Source organism: Phaeovibrio sulfidiphilus, assembly GCF_014861485.1.
Taxonomy (GTDB): Bacteria; Pseudomonadota; Alphaproteobacteria; order Rhodospirillales; family Rhodospirillaceae; genus Phaeovibrio; species Phaeovibrio sulfidiphilus.
The window spans coordinates 77,441-94,590 of the sequence record NZ_JACZHT010000006.1 but is presented as its reverse complement, the minus strand read 5'-3'; the positions used below and the strand labels follow the sequence as shown (position 1 = coordinate 94,590).

11 protein-coding genes are annotated in these 17,150 nt (G+C 67.2%); 7 read left to right on the top strand and 4 right to left on the bottom strand.

The window, feature by feature from the left end:
• Positions 1 to 48: 48 nt before the first annotated feature.
• From IHV25_RS08455 to IHV25_RS08445, 3 genes are all read left to right on the top strand, one after another.
• A complete protein-coding gene (locus IHV25_RS08455) occupies positions 49 to 3,018 on the top strand; it encodes a bifunctional [glutamine synthetase] adenylyltransferase/[glutamine synthetase]-adenylyl-L-tyrosine phosphorylase (protein WP_338048613.1) in 2,970 nt (989 codons plus the stop codon).
• A gap of 3 nt (positions 3,019 to 3,021) precedes the next feature.
• The gene (rfaD, locus tag IHV25_RS08450) at positions 3,022 to 4,047 is read left to right on the top strand and encodes an ADP-glyceromanno-heptose 6-epimerase (RefSeq protein WP_192534682.1); all 1,026 of its coding nucleotides are present in this window, start codon (positions 3,022 to 3,024) and stop codon (positions 4,045 to 4,047) included.
• A 708-nt stretch (positions 4,048 to 4,755) separates the two neighbouring features.
• Positions 4,756 to 5,784 (top strand): MBL fold metallo-hydrolase, encoded by a 1,029-nt coding sequence (locus IHV25_RS08445; RefSeq protein WP_192534681.1) that lies wholly within the window; start codon positions 4,756 to 4,758, stop codon positions 5,782 to 5,784.
• A 100-nt stretch (positions 5,785 to 5,884) separates the two neighbouring features.
• Here the strand turns inward: IHV25_RS08445 and IHV25_RS08440 are convergent, their stop codons facing one another.
• The 3 genes from IHV25_RS08440 to IHV25_RS08430 form a co-directional block, all read right to left on the bottom strand.
• Complete coding sequence (locus IHV25_RS08440) at positions 5,885 to 6,298, bottom strand: Rrf2 family transcriptional regulator (protein ID WP_192534680.1); 414 nt, start codon at positions 6,296 to 6,298, stop codon at positions 5,885 to 5,887.
• The gene (locus IHV25_RS08435; protein WP_192534679.1) at positions 6,295 to 6,753 is read right to left on the bottom strand and encodes a GNAT family N-acetyltransferase; all 459 of its coding nucleotides are present in this window, start codon (positions 6,751 to 6,753) and stop codon (positions 6,295 to 6,297) included. The genes IHV25_RS08440 and IHV25_RS08435 overlap by 4 nt, the downstream gene beginning before the upstream one ends.
• A gap of 491 nt (positions 6,754 to 7,244) precedes the next feature.
• Entirely contained in the window at positions 7,245 to 8,072 is an 828-nt protein-coding gene (locus IHV25_RS08430; RefSeq protein WP_192534678.1) for a helix-turn-helix transcriptional regulator, read from the bottom strand.
• Between the two features lie 1,133 nt (positions 8,073 to 9,205).
• Between IHV25_RS08430 and IHV25_RS08425 the strand changes: the two genes are divergently transcribed.
• Complete coding sequence (locus IHV25_RS08425) at positions 9,206 to 11,287, top strand: autotransporter family protein (RefSeq protein WP_192534677.1); 2,082 nt, start codon at positions 9,206 to 9,208, stop codon at positions 11,285 to 11,287.
• Here IHV25_RS08425 and IHV25_RS08420 read toward each other — a convergent pair whose 3' ends face one another.
• Positions 11,288 to 12,331: an RluA family pseudouridine synthase gene (locus IHV25_RS08420; protein ID WP_192534676.1), complete on the bottom strand. Its 1,044-nt coding sequence runs from the start codon at positions 12,329 to 12,331 to the stop codon at positions 11,288 to 11,290.
• A 177-nt stretch (positions 12,332 to 12,508) separates the two neighbouring features.
• Here IHV25_RS08420 and IHV25_RS08415 point away from each other — a divergent pair, with 177 nt between their 5' ends.
• From IHV25_RS08415 to IHV25_RS08405, 3 genes are all read left to right on the top strand, one after another.
• Positions 12,509 to 12,901: a hypothetical protein gene (locus IHV25_RS08415; protein ID WP_192534675.1), complete on the top strand. Its 393-nt coding sequence runs from the start codon at positions 12,509 to 12,511 to the stop codon at positions 12,899 to 12,901.
• A gap of 354 nt (positions 12,902 to 13,255) precedes the next feature.
• Positions 13,256 to 14,302 carry an MORN repeat-containing protein gene (locus IHV25_RS08410; protein ID WP_192534674.1) on the top strand — a complete coding sequence of 349 codons (1,047 nt, stop codon included), beginning with the start codon at positions 13,256 to 13,258 and terminating at the stop codon, positions 14,300 to 14,302.
• A gap of 290 nt (positions 14,303 to 14,592) precedes the next feature.
• Positions 14,593 to 16,977 (top strand): DEAD/DEAH box helicase, encoded by a 2,385-nt coding sequence (locus tag IHV25_RS08405; protein ID WP_192534673.1) that lies wholly within the window; start codon positions 14,593 to 14,595, stop codon positions 16,975 to 16,977.
• Positions 16,978 to 17,150: the final 173 nt, after the last annotated feature.

The window sequence follows — 17,150 nt, the reverse complement described above, 5'->3', positions numbered from 1 at the left end:
CCGGATCCGGGGGCGCTCCATTCTTCCGGAAATGAAGAGGAGGCCTCAGTGCAGACATTCACGTTTCCGGCAACTCCGGCCGGCTTTCCCCGTCCTTTTGACCCCAAGCGCCTGGAAATAGGCCTGGGAAACTGGGAGGCGCTGGCCCGCAACGCCCCCGAGGACAGGGCCGCGTTTGTCCCGGCGTTTGCCCGTGATCCGGCCGGCCGGGCCCTGCTGGAGGCGGTCTTCGGAAACAGCCCGTACCTGACCCGCGTTCTTCTCATGGAGCCCGATTTCATGGCCCGCCTTGCCCACAGCGAGCCGGGGGAGGTCTTCGCGGCTCTGAGGGCGGAGCTGGCCGCAGCTCCGGAGGACTGCGACCGGGCGGAGATCATGCGGCGGCTTCGGGTGTTCAAGCGCCGGGGCGCCCTGCTCATTGCCCTGGCCGACCTCGCGGAGACCTGGACCATCGAGCAGGTCACCCGGGAGATCACCGTCCTGGCCGAGGATTGCCTGCGCCACGCCCTGCGCTGGCTGCTGCGCGACGCCCACAGGCGGGGCGAGCTTGTCCTGCCCCATCCCGAGGATCCGGAAAAGGACTGCGCCCTCTTCATTCTGGCCATGGGAAAAATGGGCGGCGGGGAACTGAACTACTCCTCCGATATCGACCTGATCGTCTTCTACGACCGGGACAAGGCGGACTACCGGGGAAAGAAGTCTCCGGGCGAGTGCTTTGTGGCCCTGACCCGGACCCTCGTCCAGCTGTTCGAGGACCGCACGGCGGACGGCTACGTGTTTCGCGTTGATCTTCGTCTCCGGCCCGACCCGGGGGCAACCCCTGTGGCCCTGTCCACGGAAAGTGCGGAAATCTACTATGAGACCCAGGGGCAGAACTGGGAGCGCGCGGCCATGATCAAGGCCCGCCCGGTGGCCGGGGACCAGGACGCCGCGTGCGCCTTTCTGGCCCACCTTCGCCCCTTCATCTGGCGGAAGTATCTGGACTTCAACGCGCTTCAGGACATCCACTCCATCAAGCGCCAGATCCACGCGGTGCGCGGCGGTGCCGCCATCGCCGTGGCCGGACACAACATCAAGCTGGGGCGCGGCGGCATCCGGGAGGTGGAGTTCTTCGCCCAGACCCAGCAACTGATCTGGGGCGGACGCGATCCGTCCTTGCGGCAGCGCTCCACCCGGGATGCCATGGCGGCTCTTGTGGCGGCAGGACTGGTGACCGAGGGGGAGGCGGATGCCCTGATGACCTCCTACTGGCGCCTGCGCCGGCTGGAGCACCGGCTCCAGATGCTCGACGACGAGCAGACCCAGACCCTGCCTGCCGATCCGCTCCGGCTGGAGCAGGTCGCCGTGTTCGACGGCTTCGACACCCTGGCGGCGTTCGAGACCCACGTCCGGGAGACTCTGGGAACGGTCGAAAGCCACTACGCGGGCCTGTTCGAGCATGCTCCCTCGCTTTCGGCCGGGGAGGGCAATCTGGTCTTCACGGGCCACGACGAGGATCCCGGCACCCTGGAGACCCTCCAGAACATGGGCTACAGGAACCCGCGGGCGGTTGCGGACATGGTTCGCGAGTGGCACCACGGGCGCTGTGCGGCCACCCGCTCGCCCAGGGCCCGGGAGTACCTGACGGAACTGGTCCCGGCCCTGCTGAGGGCCTTCTGCGAGACCGCCCAGCCCGACACGGCCCTTGTGCGGTTTGGCGAGTTTCTCACAAAGCTTCCGGCCGGGGTCCAGATCTTCAGCCTTCTCGAGCATAACCGGAGCCTCCTTACCCTTGTGGCGGAGATCATGGGCGATGCCCCCCGGCTGGCGGGGTATCTGGCCCGGAACCCGGACCTTCTGGACGCCATCCTCGCCCCCCACAACCCGGACCGCAAGGAACTGGCCCGGCTTCTGGACCTGCGGCTGAGGGAGACGGACAGCTACGAGGAGGTGCTGATCCTTCTGCGGCGCTGGGCCAACGACGCCCGTTTCCGGGTTGGCCTGATGACCCTTCAGGGCAACCTGGATGCGGACGCCGCCGGACGCAGCCTGTCGGACATCGCCGACGTGGCCCTGAGTGCGCTCCTGCCCCGGGTGAAGGCCGAGTTCGCCCGGGCGCACGGACGGGTTCCGGGGGGCGAGGTGGCCCTTCTGGCCTTCGGCAAGCTGGGCTCCCGGGAGATGACCGCCGGATCCGATCTGGACCTGATCGTGATCTACGACGTGCCCCCGGATAGCGAGGGCTCGGACGGGGAGCGGCCCCTGGATCCGGCCCGCTACTACACGCGCCTGACCCAGCGCCTGGTGAACGCGATAACGGCCATGACCGGAGACGGCCCCCTTTACGAGGTGGACCTGCGCCTGCGGCCCTCGGGCAACAAGGGGCCACTTGCCACCAGCCTGGACGCCTTCGTGCGCTACCAGTCCGAGGGCGCCTGGACCTGGGAGAACCTGGCCCTGACCCGCGCTCGGGTGGTCTGCGGGGCGCCGCGGCTGAAAAAGGATATCGAGGCGGCGATCCGCGCGACCCTGACCCGGGAGCGCGACCCCGTGGTTCTGGCCCGCGACGTGCTGGACATGCGGGCCCTGATGGACCGGGAGAAGCCGCCCGCCAGCCTGTGGGACGTCAAGCTGGCTCCCGGCGGGCTTGTGGATATCGAGTTCGTGGCCCAGTTCGTCCAGTTGCGCTTTGGTGCCGCCCATCCCGGGATCATGACCCCGGAGACCCGGGAGACCCTGGCACGCTGCGGCCGCCTGGGGCTGATCCCGCCGGCCGCCGCCGAGCGGCTTGTGACCCACTACGGGCGCTGCCTTGCGATCCAGTCGACCCTGCGCCACAGCCTGTCCGGCCCTCCGGGGGAGGACGACCTCTCGCCGGGCCTGAAGGCCAAGCTGTGCCGGGCGACGGGGGAACCCTCGTTTGCCACCCTCACCCATACCATGGAGCAGGACAGCCACGCGGTGCGGGAACTTTTTTATGGAATTGTCAGGGAAACTCCGGAATACTCCGCCCCCCGGACCCTGGATGGAAAAGGTTGAACCATGTTTATCATCACCGGTGCCGCCGGCATGATCGGCAGTGCGCTTCTCTGGGAACTGAACAACCGCGGGATCGACGAGATCATTGTCGTCGACCAGCTGGGAACCTCGGACCAGTGGAAGAATCTCGTCAAGCGCCAGTTTCTGGGATTTGTGGACAAGGACGTTTTTCTGGAACACGTGAACAGAAACGCGGTGGAGGATCTCATCATCGGAGAGTTCGGCCGCGGCGCTGTCCGGGCCCGGCTGGAGGGGATCGCCCACCTTGGGGCCTGTTCCAGCACCACCGAGCGGGACGCCGACTACCTGATCCGAAACAACCTGAACTACTCCAAGGCCCTTGCGACCTACGCGATGAAAAAGGGCGTCCGCTTTGTGAACGCCAGCTCCGCCGCCACCTACGGGGACGGGGAGGCGGGCTTCGACGACGACCGGGACCGGCTGGATGAACTCCGCCCCCTGAACATGTACGGCTACTCCAAGCATCTGTTCGATGTCTGGGCCCAGCGGACCGGGGCCTTTGCCCACCTTGCCTCGATCAAGTTCTTCAACGTCTTCGGGCCGAACGAGTACCACAAGGAGGACATGCGCTCCCTGGTCAACAAGGCGGTTCCCCAGATCCTGGAGGGCGGGCGCCTGAAGCTGTTCCGCTCCTACCGGGAGGATTTCCCCGACGGCGGGCAGAAGCGTGACTTCGTCTACGTCAAGGACTGCGCGCGGGTTCTGGCCGACCTGCTGCTCGAGGCCCGGGGGGTCAACGGTCTGTTCAACCTGGGTTCGGGTCAGGCCCGGTCCTGGAACGACCTTGCCGCCGCCGTGTTTGCGGCCATGGATCGCCCGGTGGCCATCGACTACATCGAGATGCCCGAGATCCTGCGCGGGAAGTACCAGTATTTCACCGAGGCCCCCATGGACCGGCTCCGCTCGGCCCTGGAGCGCTGCGGGAGCTCCTTCCAGCCCACCTCCCTTGAGGATGCGGTGTCGGACTATGTGCGCTCCCATCTCCTCCAGGACGACCCGTATCTCTAGGGGCGTCTGAGGGGGAGCGGGTGCGGCGGGTTGTCCTGCCGCACGTTGCGGCCCGCCGCGCAGGCGGGACGGCGGGCGTGTTCCGGACGCTTCCGGAACGGCCCCGGCCCCTGGGCCGCCTGATGCGGGGACGTCGTGTCCGGACGGGGCAGGCCGCTCGCCGGCTCCGGTCCCCACCGTCCTGGTCCCCACCGTCCGCCCGGGCCCTGCCCGAACGCCGGACACCCGCGAGACCGGGCGTGTTCCGGACGGATTTCGGCCTCCCCCGGTTCTGGCGTCGGACGGTTCCGGCTGACCCGGGTATCCGCGTCGGAGCGTGTGGTTTTCCCCCGCCTTTTCCTTGACGCTCCCCAATAGCCGCATTACGGTACATCTATACCGGCCCAGAGAGGCCGGATCAGAGGGCCGGTTGCCATGGGCGCCGCCCCAACAGGGAGAGCCGCGCATGCGACCCGTATGTCCCCCGCTGTGTCGGGAGTGTCCTCCTTTTGTCCTGCGCAGGGACGCAGCCGGAGGGGACGCAGGCTTCCCTGTTCCCGGGACAGGTCTTCAGCCGTCCGGCCCTGCCGGGCCCTCCTCGCCCGCCGGGCTCTCCGATCCCGAACGATTTTTCCCGTGCGTCCACTCCGCCCGGTCTGTTTTGCCGTGTCGATGCGAGGCTCCCCGAGCCGCGCGCACGGTGCCCTGATTCTACCGATGGAGACATCCATGACCCATGTGCCGTCAACACCGGACTACGGCGTTCTGAGCGAGGTTGCTCCCGGGATTTTCTGGCTCCGGCTTCCTCTGCCCTTTGCCCTCAACCACATCAACGTGTGGGTTCTGAGAAACGGGGACACCTGGTCCCTGGTGGATACGGGCGTCTGGGATGAGGCCACACTGGCCCTGTGGGAAGCCCTTCTGGACGGCCCCCTGGCCGGCCTCCCGCTGGACCGCCTCGTGTGCACCCACTATCACCCCGACCACATGGGGCTGGCGGGCTGGCTGTCGCGGCGGTTCGGGGTTCCGGTCACCACACCGTTCGGCGAGTGGGACATGGGGACGCGCTCCTGGGGCGAGGAGCGACACGACGACTACTACGCCGGTCTTCGGGGGCACTACCTGCGCTGCGGGTGCCCACAGGACATGGCCGACGGGGCCGAGCGCGGCAAAAGTGCCTACAGTCCGCTTGTGCATCCCCTGTCCGGCTCCTGGTCCCCCATTGCCGATGGAGACACCCTTGCGCTGGGGGGGAGGCTCTGGACCGTGATGACCTTCAGCGGTCACACACCGGAGCACGCCTGCCTGTGGTGCAAGGAGGACGGCGTTCTCATCAGTGGCGACCAGATCCTGCCCCGTATCAGCCCCACGGTGGGCGCCTGGTATCGGAACGCGGATGACGATCCCCTGGACGACTTCCTGGCCTCGCTCTCCCGGCTGGGTGAGCTTCCGGCGGACACACTGGTTCTTCCCTCCCATGACCGCCCGTTCTCCACCCTGCGCGCCCGGTGCCGGGAGCTGGAGGCCCATCACGGGGCGCGGCTCCAGGACGCCCTTGCCCTGTGCCAGTCACCCGCCAGCGTCTTCCAGGTCAGTCAGGGATTGTTTAACCGGCGCCTTGACGGCCACCAGCAGGCGTTCGCCATTGCCGAGACCCTTGCCCACCTGAACCATCTGGTGGCGAGGGGGCAGATGGCCAGAACCGTCGGAGAGTCGGGGGAATGGCTGTTCCAGGCGACCGGGAAGGCGGCGGCCTGACGGCCCCGTCCCGCGAACCGCTGTTGGGCCGGCGGCCTGACACGCCCGCAAAAGGCGCCCGGGGCCCGTGCCCCCTGTTGGCGCCCTTGGCGCGTGGGCGCTAGGGAGCGTCCATCCGCCCGGCGAGCTTGAGCATGGTCTCCACCGTGATCGAGGACAGGGTGGAGCGGGCAGTGTCCTCGATTTCCGTCATGACGAGACGCAGGGCCTGGCCCTGGGGCGTCCGGGCTCCGGGGGCGGTGCTGTGGTCCGGAGAGCCGATGGGCTCAAACAGGCTCACAATGTCCATGAGGGACAGGCGTTTGGCCTTACCAACAAAGCGGTAGCCGCCGCCGACACCCCGGACGGCCTCGACAATTCCGGCCCGTCCCAGAACACGCAGAACCTTGGCCAGGTGGTTCGCGGAAATATCATAGCGGTCCGCAATATCGAGGGCGGACAGTTGCTCGTCCGGCCGGGAGGCCAGCTCAAGAACCGCGAAAAGGGCATGGCGCGTTGCCATCTGGAGGTTCATGGCCGGATCTCCATCTCCAGTTCCACAAAGGGTCCGGCCATCATGCCCTGGCTTCGGAAGAAGGACAGGACCAGGTGCTCGTTGCGCCCGACCATGGTGCGGACGGTCGATGCCCCCTGACGGCGAAACCGGGCGCAGATGGCCTGGAACAGACGGGTGCCCACCGCTGTCTCCCGGGCGTCGGGATCGACGGCGACCGTATAGATCCAGCCGCAGGGTGGGGAGCCGAACTCCCAGACACGGATTTCACCGGCAATAAGACCCAGAAGGCGGTCGCCCCGGCGCGCCACCAGAAAGAACCGGCTTTCCGGAGAGGTGCGGCTTCCCTCGATCAGCAGGCGCCAGTGGTCCGGTTTCGGGTGGGCCGTGACCAGGGCATCAAGGCGCTGGACCTCGTCCAGATCCGAGATCAGGGCCTCCTCAATCAGCAGATCTGTGAGGTGTCCATCCGTCATCGTCCGTTGCCCTCGCTTTTTTCTCTCCGCGTTCCTCGTTCGGGGTGGGGCGTCTTGTCCCGGAGGGCCGCGTGCGCGCCCGCCCTGCCTCAACCCCATTGTGTAAGCCCACGGCGCCCGCTTCAACAGCATAATGCCCTGACGGGAACTGCTCCCCGGAGGACGGAGAGGAGGAGGCGCAAGGCCGGCGCGCGCCTTATGGCGCTGCACGCCTCTGTCAGCGCCCCGTTGGGGAAGGGCGGTCCGGCCATGCGAAGCGCCCGCGTGATGGCCCGTCGCCCGGGAAACACACAGGGCAGAGCAGGGTGTGGGGCGGAAAAACGCACCCGGCGCGCGGTACGGCGTCCTGCCGGCCCGAAGCTGGCTGTCTGGCCGTCCGGCATGGTTGCGATTGTGAGGCTGTGGCAGTGAGGCGGCGGACGCTGCTCGCTGTCGTCAGCCGGTGCCCGGAGGGCGAGGCGGATGCGGGCGCTCCGTCAACGGCCCCACCTTCACAGGGTGCGCCGGATGGTCAGCAGAGCCATGGAGACGGCAATCTCCGCATCGGCCGGGTCACGGGCGACCAGCGCCACGTCCTGGGCGATCTCGGCGGCGCGGCGTGCCAGAACACCGGCGGAACAGGGGAGGCCCTTCTCCCTGTAAAGGAGCTCAAGGTGATCGGTGATGACGGCAAGCCCCTCCGGATCGATCGGAGCCCCGGAGCCTCCCGGACGACCGGGATCCGAGATGAGGGACGGCCCTGCGGGGAGATCATCGGCCACGCGTGGCAGCCGTTCACCCGGCCGGACGTGCGCCGCGATCATCATCCCGAGCCCCGTTTCAATCCACGAGGACGACACACCGGCCGCGCGGACGAGGGCTTCGCGCTCCCTCCCGGTCGGGACGGTCTCCCTGCTGCGAAACGCGGTGATCCGGGTGCGGGACACCCTGGCCCGGGAGGCAATCCCCTCCAGATCCGGCCCCAAAAACTCGAGCATATCCAGAAATCGCTCCAGAACCGGATCAGGCGTGAGCGACGCGCCCCCGGGAGCGTGGGGGACAGGGGGACAGTCCTGACCGGGGTCCGCTGCCAGGTAATGTGCGCCGGCGGAGCCCGGGAACATGTCCCCGTCTCCCGTCACCAGCCAGGTGAGGGATACGCCCGCACCCCGGGCCAGCTTCTCGAGACTTTCGCGTGACGCCTCCGAGAGTCCCTTGCGCCATTTCTCAAGCGCGGACCGGGTCACGCCCGTATCCCGCGCCAGTTTCATGGCGTTGCCGTTATAAAGGGTAATCAGTGTCTCGATTCGCTCGCGAAACGAGGATCTGAGGTCAGACATCAGTCTTCTGACTCCGGTTGTCGCGGAGATGCCCGCAGGCACCGGAACGGACAACATACCCTGATTTGCACAAACGTCTAACTCCAGTACTCAGGTTTGCGGGCAACGGCTCGGATTTGAACTTTCATCCTTGACCGTTTTTCCCATAAGTGCAATTGTGTCGATGTCGCCGGTGGGGCGGACACAGACACCGTGGGGCGGTCACGAAAAGACTCCCGAGACCCAAGGACGGGGCCTTTTGAACGTGACCGGAAACGCGCCGCTCACAACCGGAAAAGCCCCGGGACGGAGCTGCCCCCGGGGTCCGGGAAGCGGCCTTGCGCGGTCCCGCGTGCCCTTCCAGCCAAAGCCCTGGCAAGGCATGCCCCGGAGTCTGCGATGTCCCGGTCCCGGCGGTTGAAATGTGGTATTCGGGTGCTGGGGTTTGTTTCCGTTATTCGGGGCGTGACACAGGAGGACGCGGTTGCGCGACTACAGTTTCAAACGTAACACGAAAGCGTCGTTTGAGCATGTCCAAAATACGCCGGTTTCTCCGAAACTTCCTGTTCGGAAGTGGTTTTTGTCTCGAATTCGTTTCTATTTTCAACGGGTTGGATTTATAAAATCACGGGTTGCAAGACATCCAATGATTGCGATAGGCTTCAATCCGTCCAACAGCCTTACCCCCCAGGCCAAGGGCCGGAAGGGGGCGGTCGGCGCCAGCGAAAAGCGGCAGGCGACCTCGTTTTTCACGGGGCAACTGGACGTTTCCGTCCGACGTTCCGTGACGTGCGGCGCATCTGAGTAACGACGGTTCCAAACGAACTGCCAACGACCGGATGCGCCGCACACCCCTCCACGCGGCAGGCCCCGTTCATTCCCTCCGTCCCGTATTCCTTCCCGCCGGACGCATCCGCATGCAGCCCGGCCCGCTCCCGTATCCGTTTACTCCTGCGGCTGAACGGGACGGGAATCATCGCACGACCCCGTCCGGTTCCGAGCGGCGCCTTGGTTTTACATCTCAAGTTTGTAAACTATTAAGGGTTCCCGCTTAGACTTCTGGCGTATGCCTGCTTGCCGGGCTCCTGTGCCGTCGGGTGCAGGCAGCCCCCTTTTCAGAGGCGGCCCGCTTCCGCGCACGCTCGGGTGTTGACATGGCACATGGAACAGCACGTTCAGCGCTCTGGACCCTTCCGGTTCTGCTCTGCCTTTTCGGGGCAGGGGAGGCCATGGCCGCCGAGGAGTGGATTGGGGTGACCCGACCGCTCGAGGATATCTGGACCCTGTCCTCCCGCAAGCCCTCGGCCGACAACGGTCGTGCGATCCTTCCTTCAGGCGCTCTGGTCTTTGAGAACACATCGTCCGGGACTGTGCGCCCGTTTGACGCGGACCTGGAGCTTCAGGCCGGGGTGTCTCTCAGCGCGTCCGGAAAGGGGGACAGCGGGGTTCTCCACGGCCTTTATGTCTCGCAGGATATCGGTGTCAGCGGAGCCCGTGTGGAGGCGAGGGGCTCGGGCGCACAGGCGTCCGGCCTTGTGTCCACCGGCGAGTTCTGGATCGCGGCCGGCGGGCAGGTTGAGGCGCACGGGGAGAAGGGCGGAACCGGGATCAGCGCCGAGCACCTTCGCCTGTACTCGGGCACCCTGACCCTGCTTCCGGATACGGGCGGCAACGCGAGAAGCAGGGCCTTTGTGTTAAGCGGTGCCCGGACGGATGACACGGGGCGGGAGCTGGGGCCGGATGTGCTGATCGGCGCCGGGGGCACGCTCTACCTGCCGGTCACCCGGAAGACGGACGGCTCCGGCTGGGCCGTCGGCCGCATGGTTCTGTCCCACGACGACGCGGCTGTGGCGAAAAGCGATGTCGTGATCGAGAAGGGGGCGACCCTGTCCCTCTACACATCGGGCGTCCTGGACCTTCCCACCGGCTCGGCGCAGGCGGCTGGGACCGTGATCGAGATTGCCACCGCCAATCTGGACGGGACCATTCAGGACAACGCGGGCTGGGTGGGTCGGCGGACAAGCGGTGTTCTCGGCTATGAGGTAACCCTGTCGGAAGACCGCCGCTCGGCCAGCGTGTCCGTGACGCGGCTGGCGCCCCTTTCGGACCTTCTGGAGGGGCCGGTCCGGAACGTGGCCCTCGCGGTCGAGACGTCTCCGAACGTGAGCGCGGAGAACAGCGCCCTCTACGACCGTCTCTCCAATACCTTCACCGCGGACGGGACGTCGGCGGCCCTGCGCACCCTCACCCCCCAGGCGGGGGCGCTCCTGCCCCGGGTCAGCATGGTGGTCATGGACGCGGGGTTCAACGCGGTTCGCCGCGAGACGCTGGTACGCACCCGGCCCCCGGCGGTCCAGCAGGTCGCGTCCCGGGAGTCGGTGTCCTACATCTCCGACCTTGTACGGCCGAAAGAGGATCTGTCCGTGTGGTTTACCCCGCTTGGCGGGTTCGACCATCTGCGGGAGGCAAGCGCCTCCTACGCGGACTCGACCTTCAACTGGGGAGGCGGCAGTGCCGGGCTGTCCACCCGGATGGGGCCCCTGACCCTCAGCGTTGCCGGCGTGGCGGCCCTGGGCCGGCTGGATCTCGGCTCGGACGGCCAGAGCCAGACCAAATCGTTCGGCGCTGTGGTCTCCGTGGTCACCGACCCCCTGAACACCGAAGGGACGCTCGCGCCCTGGCTGTCGGCCTCCGCGGGCTATCTTTACACCAATGCGGATCAGGACCGGCGGGAACTCGGGGGCACGACCGCAAGCGCCGACGTGGACAGCCACACCTTCCGGGTTGCCGGAGAAATGGGGCAGGACTTCGAGATTGCCACGTCCTGGCGCCTGAGCCCGTCCATCGGAGTGGATTACACATCCGTTTCCCAGGGAGCTTACCGGGAAACCAGCGGTGCCACTCCCATGGATGTACGGTCCACGGACCTCCAGTCTCTAAGGCCCCGGGTGGGGGTCGAGGTTGCCCACCAGGTCACACCGGGGTTCGAGCTGAGGGCGTCCGGCACCTATCTTTACGAGGCTCTCGACACGGCGGTGGACCTTGAGTACGGCCTGTCGGGTCTGTCGGGAATCCGCATGACGGGCCAGGACCGGGGGCGCCACTTCGGCCAGATCGGCCTGGGAGCCACCTACCATGCGGGGGACAGCTTCACTCTGAACGGGGGCTACGCCCTGATGGTTGGCGACCGGTATGACGCCCACACCCTGTGGCTTCGCGTGAAATACGAGTTCTAACTATCTGTTTGTGTTGCGTCTTATCGTTTCGATAAGAGCACCCATGTCCTCCGGGGGCTCGGCCCGGAAACGCAGCGTCTCGCCGGTGACCGGATGGGTGAACGCAACCTCCACCGCGTGCAGGGCCTGCCGCTCGAAGCCCCGCAGCCGCCCGGCCCAGGCCCTGGGCACCGACTTGCGCCCGTAGAGCGGATCCCCGACAAGGGGCAGGGCGCACGAGGACAGGTGAACCCGGACCTGGTGGGTGCGTCCGGTTTCCAGACGGCATTCCACAAGACTGATCTCCCCGCCGCAGAACACCTCGAGGGTGCGGTAGTGCGTGCAGGCGTATTTCCCCGCCCCCGGATCAAGAACCGCCATTTTCTGGCGGTTTTTCGGGTGACGGCCAATCTGCCCCTCGATGGTTCCGGCAGGGGGCATCGGGGTTCCCCACACCAGGGCCAGATAGGTTCTCCCGGGCAGGCGGGCGGCAAACTGCCCGGCAAGGGCTTCGTGGGCCGCATCTGTTTTTGCCGCGACCAGGACACCGCTTGTGTCCTTGTCCAGACGGTGGACGATGCCCGGACGCTGGGGGTCACTTCCGGTGGACAGACGGCCCCCGCAGTGGTGGAGAAGCCCGTTGACCAACGTCCGGTCCGGGTTTCCAGCGCCCGGGTGGACCACCAGCCCGGGGGGCTTGTTCACCACGATCAGGTGTTCGTCCTCGTGGAGGACGTCCAGAGGCATGGGAAGCGGCGCGGGGGCGTCCGGAACCGTAACGGGCTCGCGGACGCAGGCCGTCTGCCCGGGTTTGATCCGCAAGGCAGGATCGACTATCGTCCGTCCGTCGATCTCGACGAGCCCGGAGCGGACCAGCATCTGGAGGCGCGCGCGCGAAAGGTCGGGAAGCGAGGTGCTCAGCCATTTGTCCAGGCGAACCCCGGCGGCCCCGGCATCCGCCACGAGACGGTGACACCCGGCCCCGGCCCCGGCCCCGACTGCAGCGGCAGGCGGGGACAGGTCGTCGTCCTCAAAGGTGTCTTCGGTTTCACAATGGCTGCTCATGGCCCTATATAAGGCGCCAGCCCCTTTCCGGCGCAAGGGCTTATCGTTATCCGGTTCCCTGCAATGTTCGCGGGCCGGGTGGGTCGGCGCCCCGGGCCCCGTGTTTGGCCCTGGCCCTGTAACGGGGCGTACGGGTGTGGGATTTGGGGGCTGGCCCCGCAACAGGAAGGACGTGCCATGCTGAAGTTTGTCAAAACCCTGGTTTTTGTCATGCTGGCCCTGATTGTCGTGGGGCTCGGTGCCCTGGGCTACGGGCTGTATTCCCGATCCGGCACGTCCGGGGAGGCGGCTGAATCCGGCGCGCCCGGCCGCATTGTGCCGACTGAGGGCATCCCCGCCCCGCCCGCGGAACCGGGTGCGAGTGCCGCTCTGCACGATCCCGCTTTTTTCGGCATGCTGTTCCTGGACGAGCCCGCGGGCACCGAGATCCGCTCCATGGTGGTGTCCGGCAACACCCTGGTGGTCGAGCTTGTGGGCGGGCCCCAGGCACGGCCGAATCGTCTTGTCGTCCTTGACCTGGCAACCGGGCAGGTGCGCGGCCGGATCAATCTGGGCAGCGCGCTTCACTAGGTCCGTGCCCGCGCCCGGGCCAGCAGGAAGCACATCTGGGGACCGTGTTCCCCCGGTCGCAACGGTTTGGGACGGGATCTCGCCCCCGTGGCCGGATGTGACGGGGTCATGCTCCGGAGTCGGTGCCTGAAGGTGCGTTTTATTCCCGGATCCATGCCTGCGCGCCCGCACGGCGCCCGTTTGGTGGGCCAGGCGGGCCGGGCCGGGATGTCCGGGGGCTCTGTTCAAAGCTGTTGAAGCCCCGGGGCGCGGACGTGATAGACTGCGCCCTCTTGTGCACCCGGCCTGCCCCTTGTCGCATCGCAAGGGCCTGACCGAGTCCCGGCGCCGTTTCACAGGAGAATGGAAAACCCGATGTCCCGCATTGTTTTTCTCTGCCTTGTTGTGTCCATTCTCGCGACTGCGGGAACGGTGGTCTACGTGTACGGAAAGCCTCCGGCACCGGTGGCGGCTCAGGCCGGGGGCGCGGCCGTCACCGACGGGCGCCTTTCGGGAACGTATGACGGCGAACGGGGCCGCAACGGGCTTGCCCACGGGTACGGGACCGCGCAGGGGGACGCCCGCTACGAGGGAGAGTTCCAGGACGGCGAGATGAGCGGCGTCGGCCGCTGGACTGGCCCGAACGGCGAGATCATCGAGGGGGAGTTCCGCGACAACCGTCCCAACGGGCGGGTGTTTATCCGCAGGCCGTCCGGCGCCTCCTATGAGGGCGATGTGCGCGACGGCGTGCCGGAGGGGCAGGGGATTGACGTCTCGCAGGACGGCGATGTCCACCAGGGTCTGTTCTCCCGGGGCGTTCCGAACGGGGCCGGTGTCCTGACCGAGCATTCCGGTGCCCGCTACGAGGGGGACTGGACGGATGGACAGCGCTCGGGGCGCGGGCTCCAGGTGTGGCCCGACGGCCAGCGCTACGAGGGGGACTGGAAAAACGACCAGCGGGACGGGGAGGGCTTCGAGAGCCGCCCGTCGGGGGAGCGCTACCAGGGGGGCTGGCAGGCCAACGCCTATCACGGTCATGGCCTCTACACCTACTCGGGCGGGTCGACCATCGAGGGCGAGTGGGTGAACGGCGAGATCTCGGGCCCGGCCACCATCCGCACCGCCGGCGGAAACCGCTACGATGGCGAGGTTCGTGACCGGATGCCTCACGGATACGGGGTTCTCAGCGCGGCGGACGGATCCCGGTTCGAGGGCGAGTTCGCCCAGGGCCGGCGCAACGGTCTTGGAATTTTCGTGCGGGCCGACGGCGTCCGGGTCGAGGGGCGCTGGGTCGCCGGCCTGGCCGACGGACCGTGCGTGATCATCTGTCCCGACGGGGAGACCGTGAAGGGGCTCTGGAAAGACGGGGCCCTTGTCGAGGGCCAGTCCGCGAGTTGCCTGAAAGAGGCGCCCCTCAGGTAGTCAGGACGGCCCGGAGCGCGCACGGGGCAGCCTCCCGGCCCGGCTCCGGCAGACAGCCGTGTCCGGCCCGACAGAAACGGGGGCAAAAACCGGCCGTTGCGCCACTGTTCCCGCTTTAACAGGACGCAGACGTTGTCCTTCCACCTTTTTTCTTTTGTTTTGGCGGGCTAAACATTGACAGACCCCCGTGTGGGGATATAGTGGCGCGGGTTCTGTCGTCCGCGATCCTTTCGGGCGACCCCTTTTGCGCACCTTTTGCGCCCCCTGTGAACTTCCGGGAAAACTGACGCATGCTTTTTGCTGATCTCGGTCTCAGCCCCGATACCTTGAGAGCCCTTGAAGACGTTGGCTACGAGGAACCGACCCCCATTCAGAGAATGGCGATTCCCCACGTCATGGCTCGACGCGATGTGCTGGGTATTGCCCAGACGGGAACCGGAAAGACGGCCTCCTTCACGCTGCCCATGATCGAAATCCTGTCGAGCGGGCGGGCGAAGGCGCGCATGCCCCGCTCCCTTGTGCTGGCTCCGACCCGCGAGCTGGCCTCTCAGGTTGCGGACAACGCCCTCCTTTACAGCAAGTACCACAAGCTGTCCCTTGCCCTTCTGATCGGCGGGGAGTCCCTTGGCGACCAGCAGAAGATCCTGGACAAGGGCGTGGACATCCTGATTGCCACGCCGGGCCGCCTGCTGGACCTGTTCGAGCGCGGGGCGATCTTGCTGCGCGACGTGCGCCTGCTGGTGATCGACGAGGCGGACCGCATGCTGGACATGGGCTTCATTCCGGATGTGGAGCGGATTGTCTCGCTTCTGCCGGCCCGCCGCCAGACGCTGTTTTTCTCCGCCACCATGGACAAGGAAATCAAGCGGCTTGCCGATGCCTTCCTGACCGACCCGGTGGAGATCCGCATCGAGCCCACCCAGAAAGCCGCCGAGCTGGTGGACCAGTCGCTTGTGGTGGTCCCCTCCAATGACAAGCGCGAGGCGCTGCGCAACCTGCTGCGCCGCGAGGAAGTCACCAACGCGTTCATTTTCTGCAACCGCAAGCGCGATGTGGACATTCTGAACCGCTCCCTGTCGAAGCACGGTTTTGACGCCGTCGCCCTGCACGGTGACATGCCCCAGTATCTGCGCACCGAGCGCCTGGAGCGCTTCAAGAACGGCGAGGTCGCCCTGCTGGTGTGCTCGGACGTGGCCGCGCGGGGAATCGACATCAGCGACGTCAGTCACGTGTTCAACTTTGATGTGCCCATCCACTCGGAGGACTATGTCCACCGGATCGGCCGGACGGGCCGGGCGGGGCGCAAGGGCTCGGCTTTCACCATTGCCAGCCCGGCAGACCGCAAGCTTGTGGTCGCCATCGAGGAACTTCTGGGCAACCCGATTCCGCGGGTGAACCTGGAGGGGTTTGCGGCTCCGGATCTGGAGGGCAGCGGCACTGAGGATGAGGCCCCCGCAAAGGGTGGCCGCAACGGCAAGTCGCGCTCGCGAAACTCCCGCTCCCAGGGCGGACGGGAACGCGCGGCTCCGGCAGCTTCCGCAACAGCGGCGCCCGAGTCCTCGCAGCCGGCGGCCCGCGATGAGCGCCGCAGCTCCGAGCCTGCCGGTGGCCCGGGCCGCTCCCAGGGGCGCCATCAGAAACGCTGGCGGGACAACCCCCAGTCCGAAGTGATGGAAATGCCCATCGACGACAATGCGATCGGCTTCGGCGGCTTCACTCCCGCGTTCATCCTGGAGCCCGTTGTGGCTCCGGAGATTGACGAGGCGGAGGAGCTTCTGCTGGCCGCGGCCGAGGATGAGGACATCGTCCTGTCCGAGGATCCCAAAGCCGCCGCCGGATCGGACAGCGCGTCCGGACGCAAGGCCTCCAGCCGGAAGAAGGAGCCGCGCAGGCGCTCCCGCTCGCGCAAGGAGGATGCCGCCGGCAAAGAGGCGCTCACCGGTGAGGCCCAGGACGGGACGGAAGCTCCGGCGGGTGCGGACGGCGCTGCAGCAAACAGCGCTGACGCGGCGAGCGGCGACCAGCCGGACGCGGCACCGTCCGTGGTAGCTGCCGAAGCCTCGAATGACCGGGGTACCGAGGTCGCGGCACAGGATGCGTCCCAGCCGGCTCCGGCCTCCGGGGAAGCGGACACTGCGGCTGTATCGTCGGCCCCGGCGTCGGAAGGGGACAGTGCCCCGGTCTCCGGCGCACCGGAGGGTGATGCGCCGGCTGCCGGTGACGTGAGCACCGAAGCTGCCGCCGCCGACGGGACTGACGCGCCTGCGCCCAAGAAGGCGGCAACGCGCCGCAAGGCTCCGGCAAAGAAGGCCCCGGCCACGCCCCGGACAAAAAAGGCGGCAGCGGCAAAAACGGATGACACCGCGGCCGAGCCCGTGGCAACGGACGCGCCCGCGACCGATGCGGCGGCGACGGATGCTCCCTCGGATGAGGCCCCGGCCGAGCCGGTGAAAAAGCCAGCAACCCGCACGCGCCGCAAGGCCGCTCCGGCGGAAGAGGGTGCCGGGGAAGCCCCCCCGGCCAAGAAGCCCGCCACCCGGCGTGCCTCTCCCCGCCGCAAGAAGGCTGAAGAGGCGGAGGCCTCGGAAGCTCCCGCGCCGGGCGCGGATGCTTCTGCAGCCGGGACGCCTGCCACCGACGCGGCCCCGTCCGAGACACCGGACAGCGGCGCCTGAGCGCAGCACCTGCGGCCCCCGACCGGAGACGGGCAGGGCCGACGGGCACCCGGTAACTTCGCCTGACCCGCCGCGGGTCCGGCGTATTCAGGGAATACAGATCAGCAGGCCCCGCTCAAGCGGGGCCTGTTTCTGTTTTTCGGACACCCCGCAGCCGGACCGGAGGACCGCGC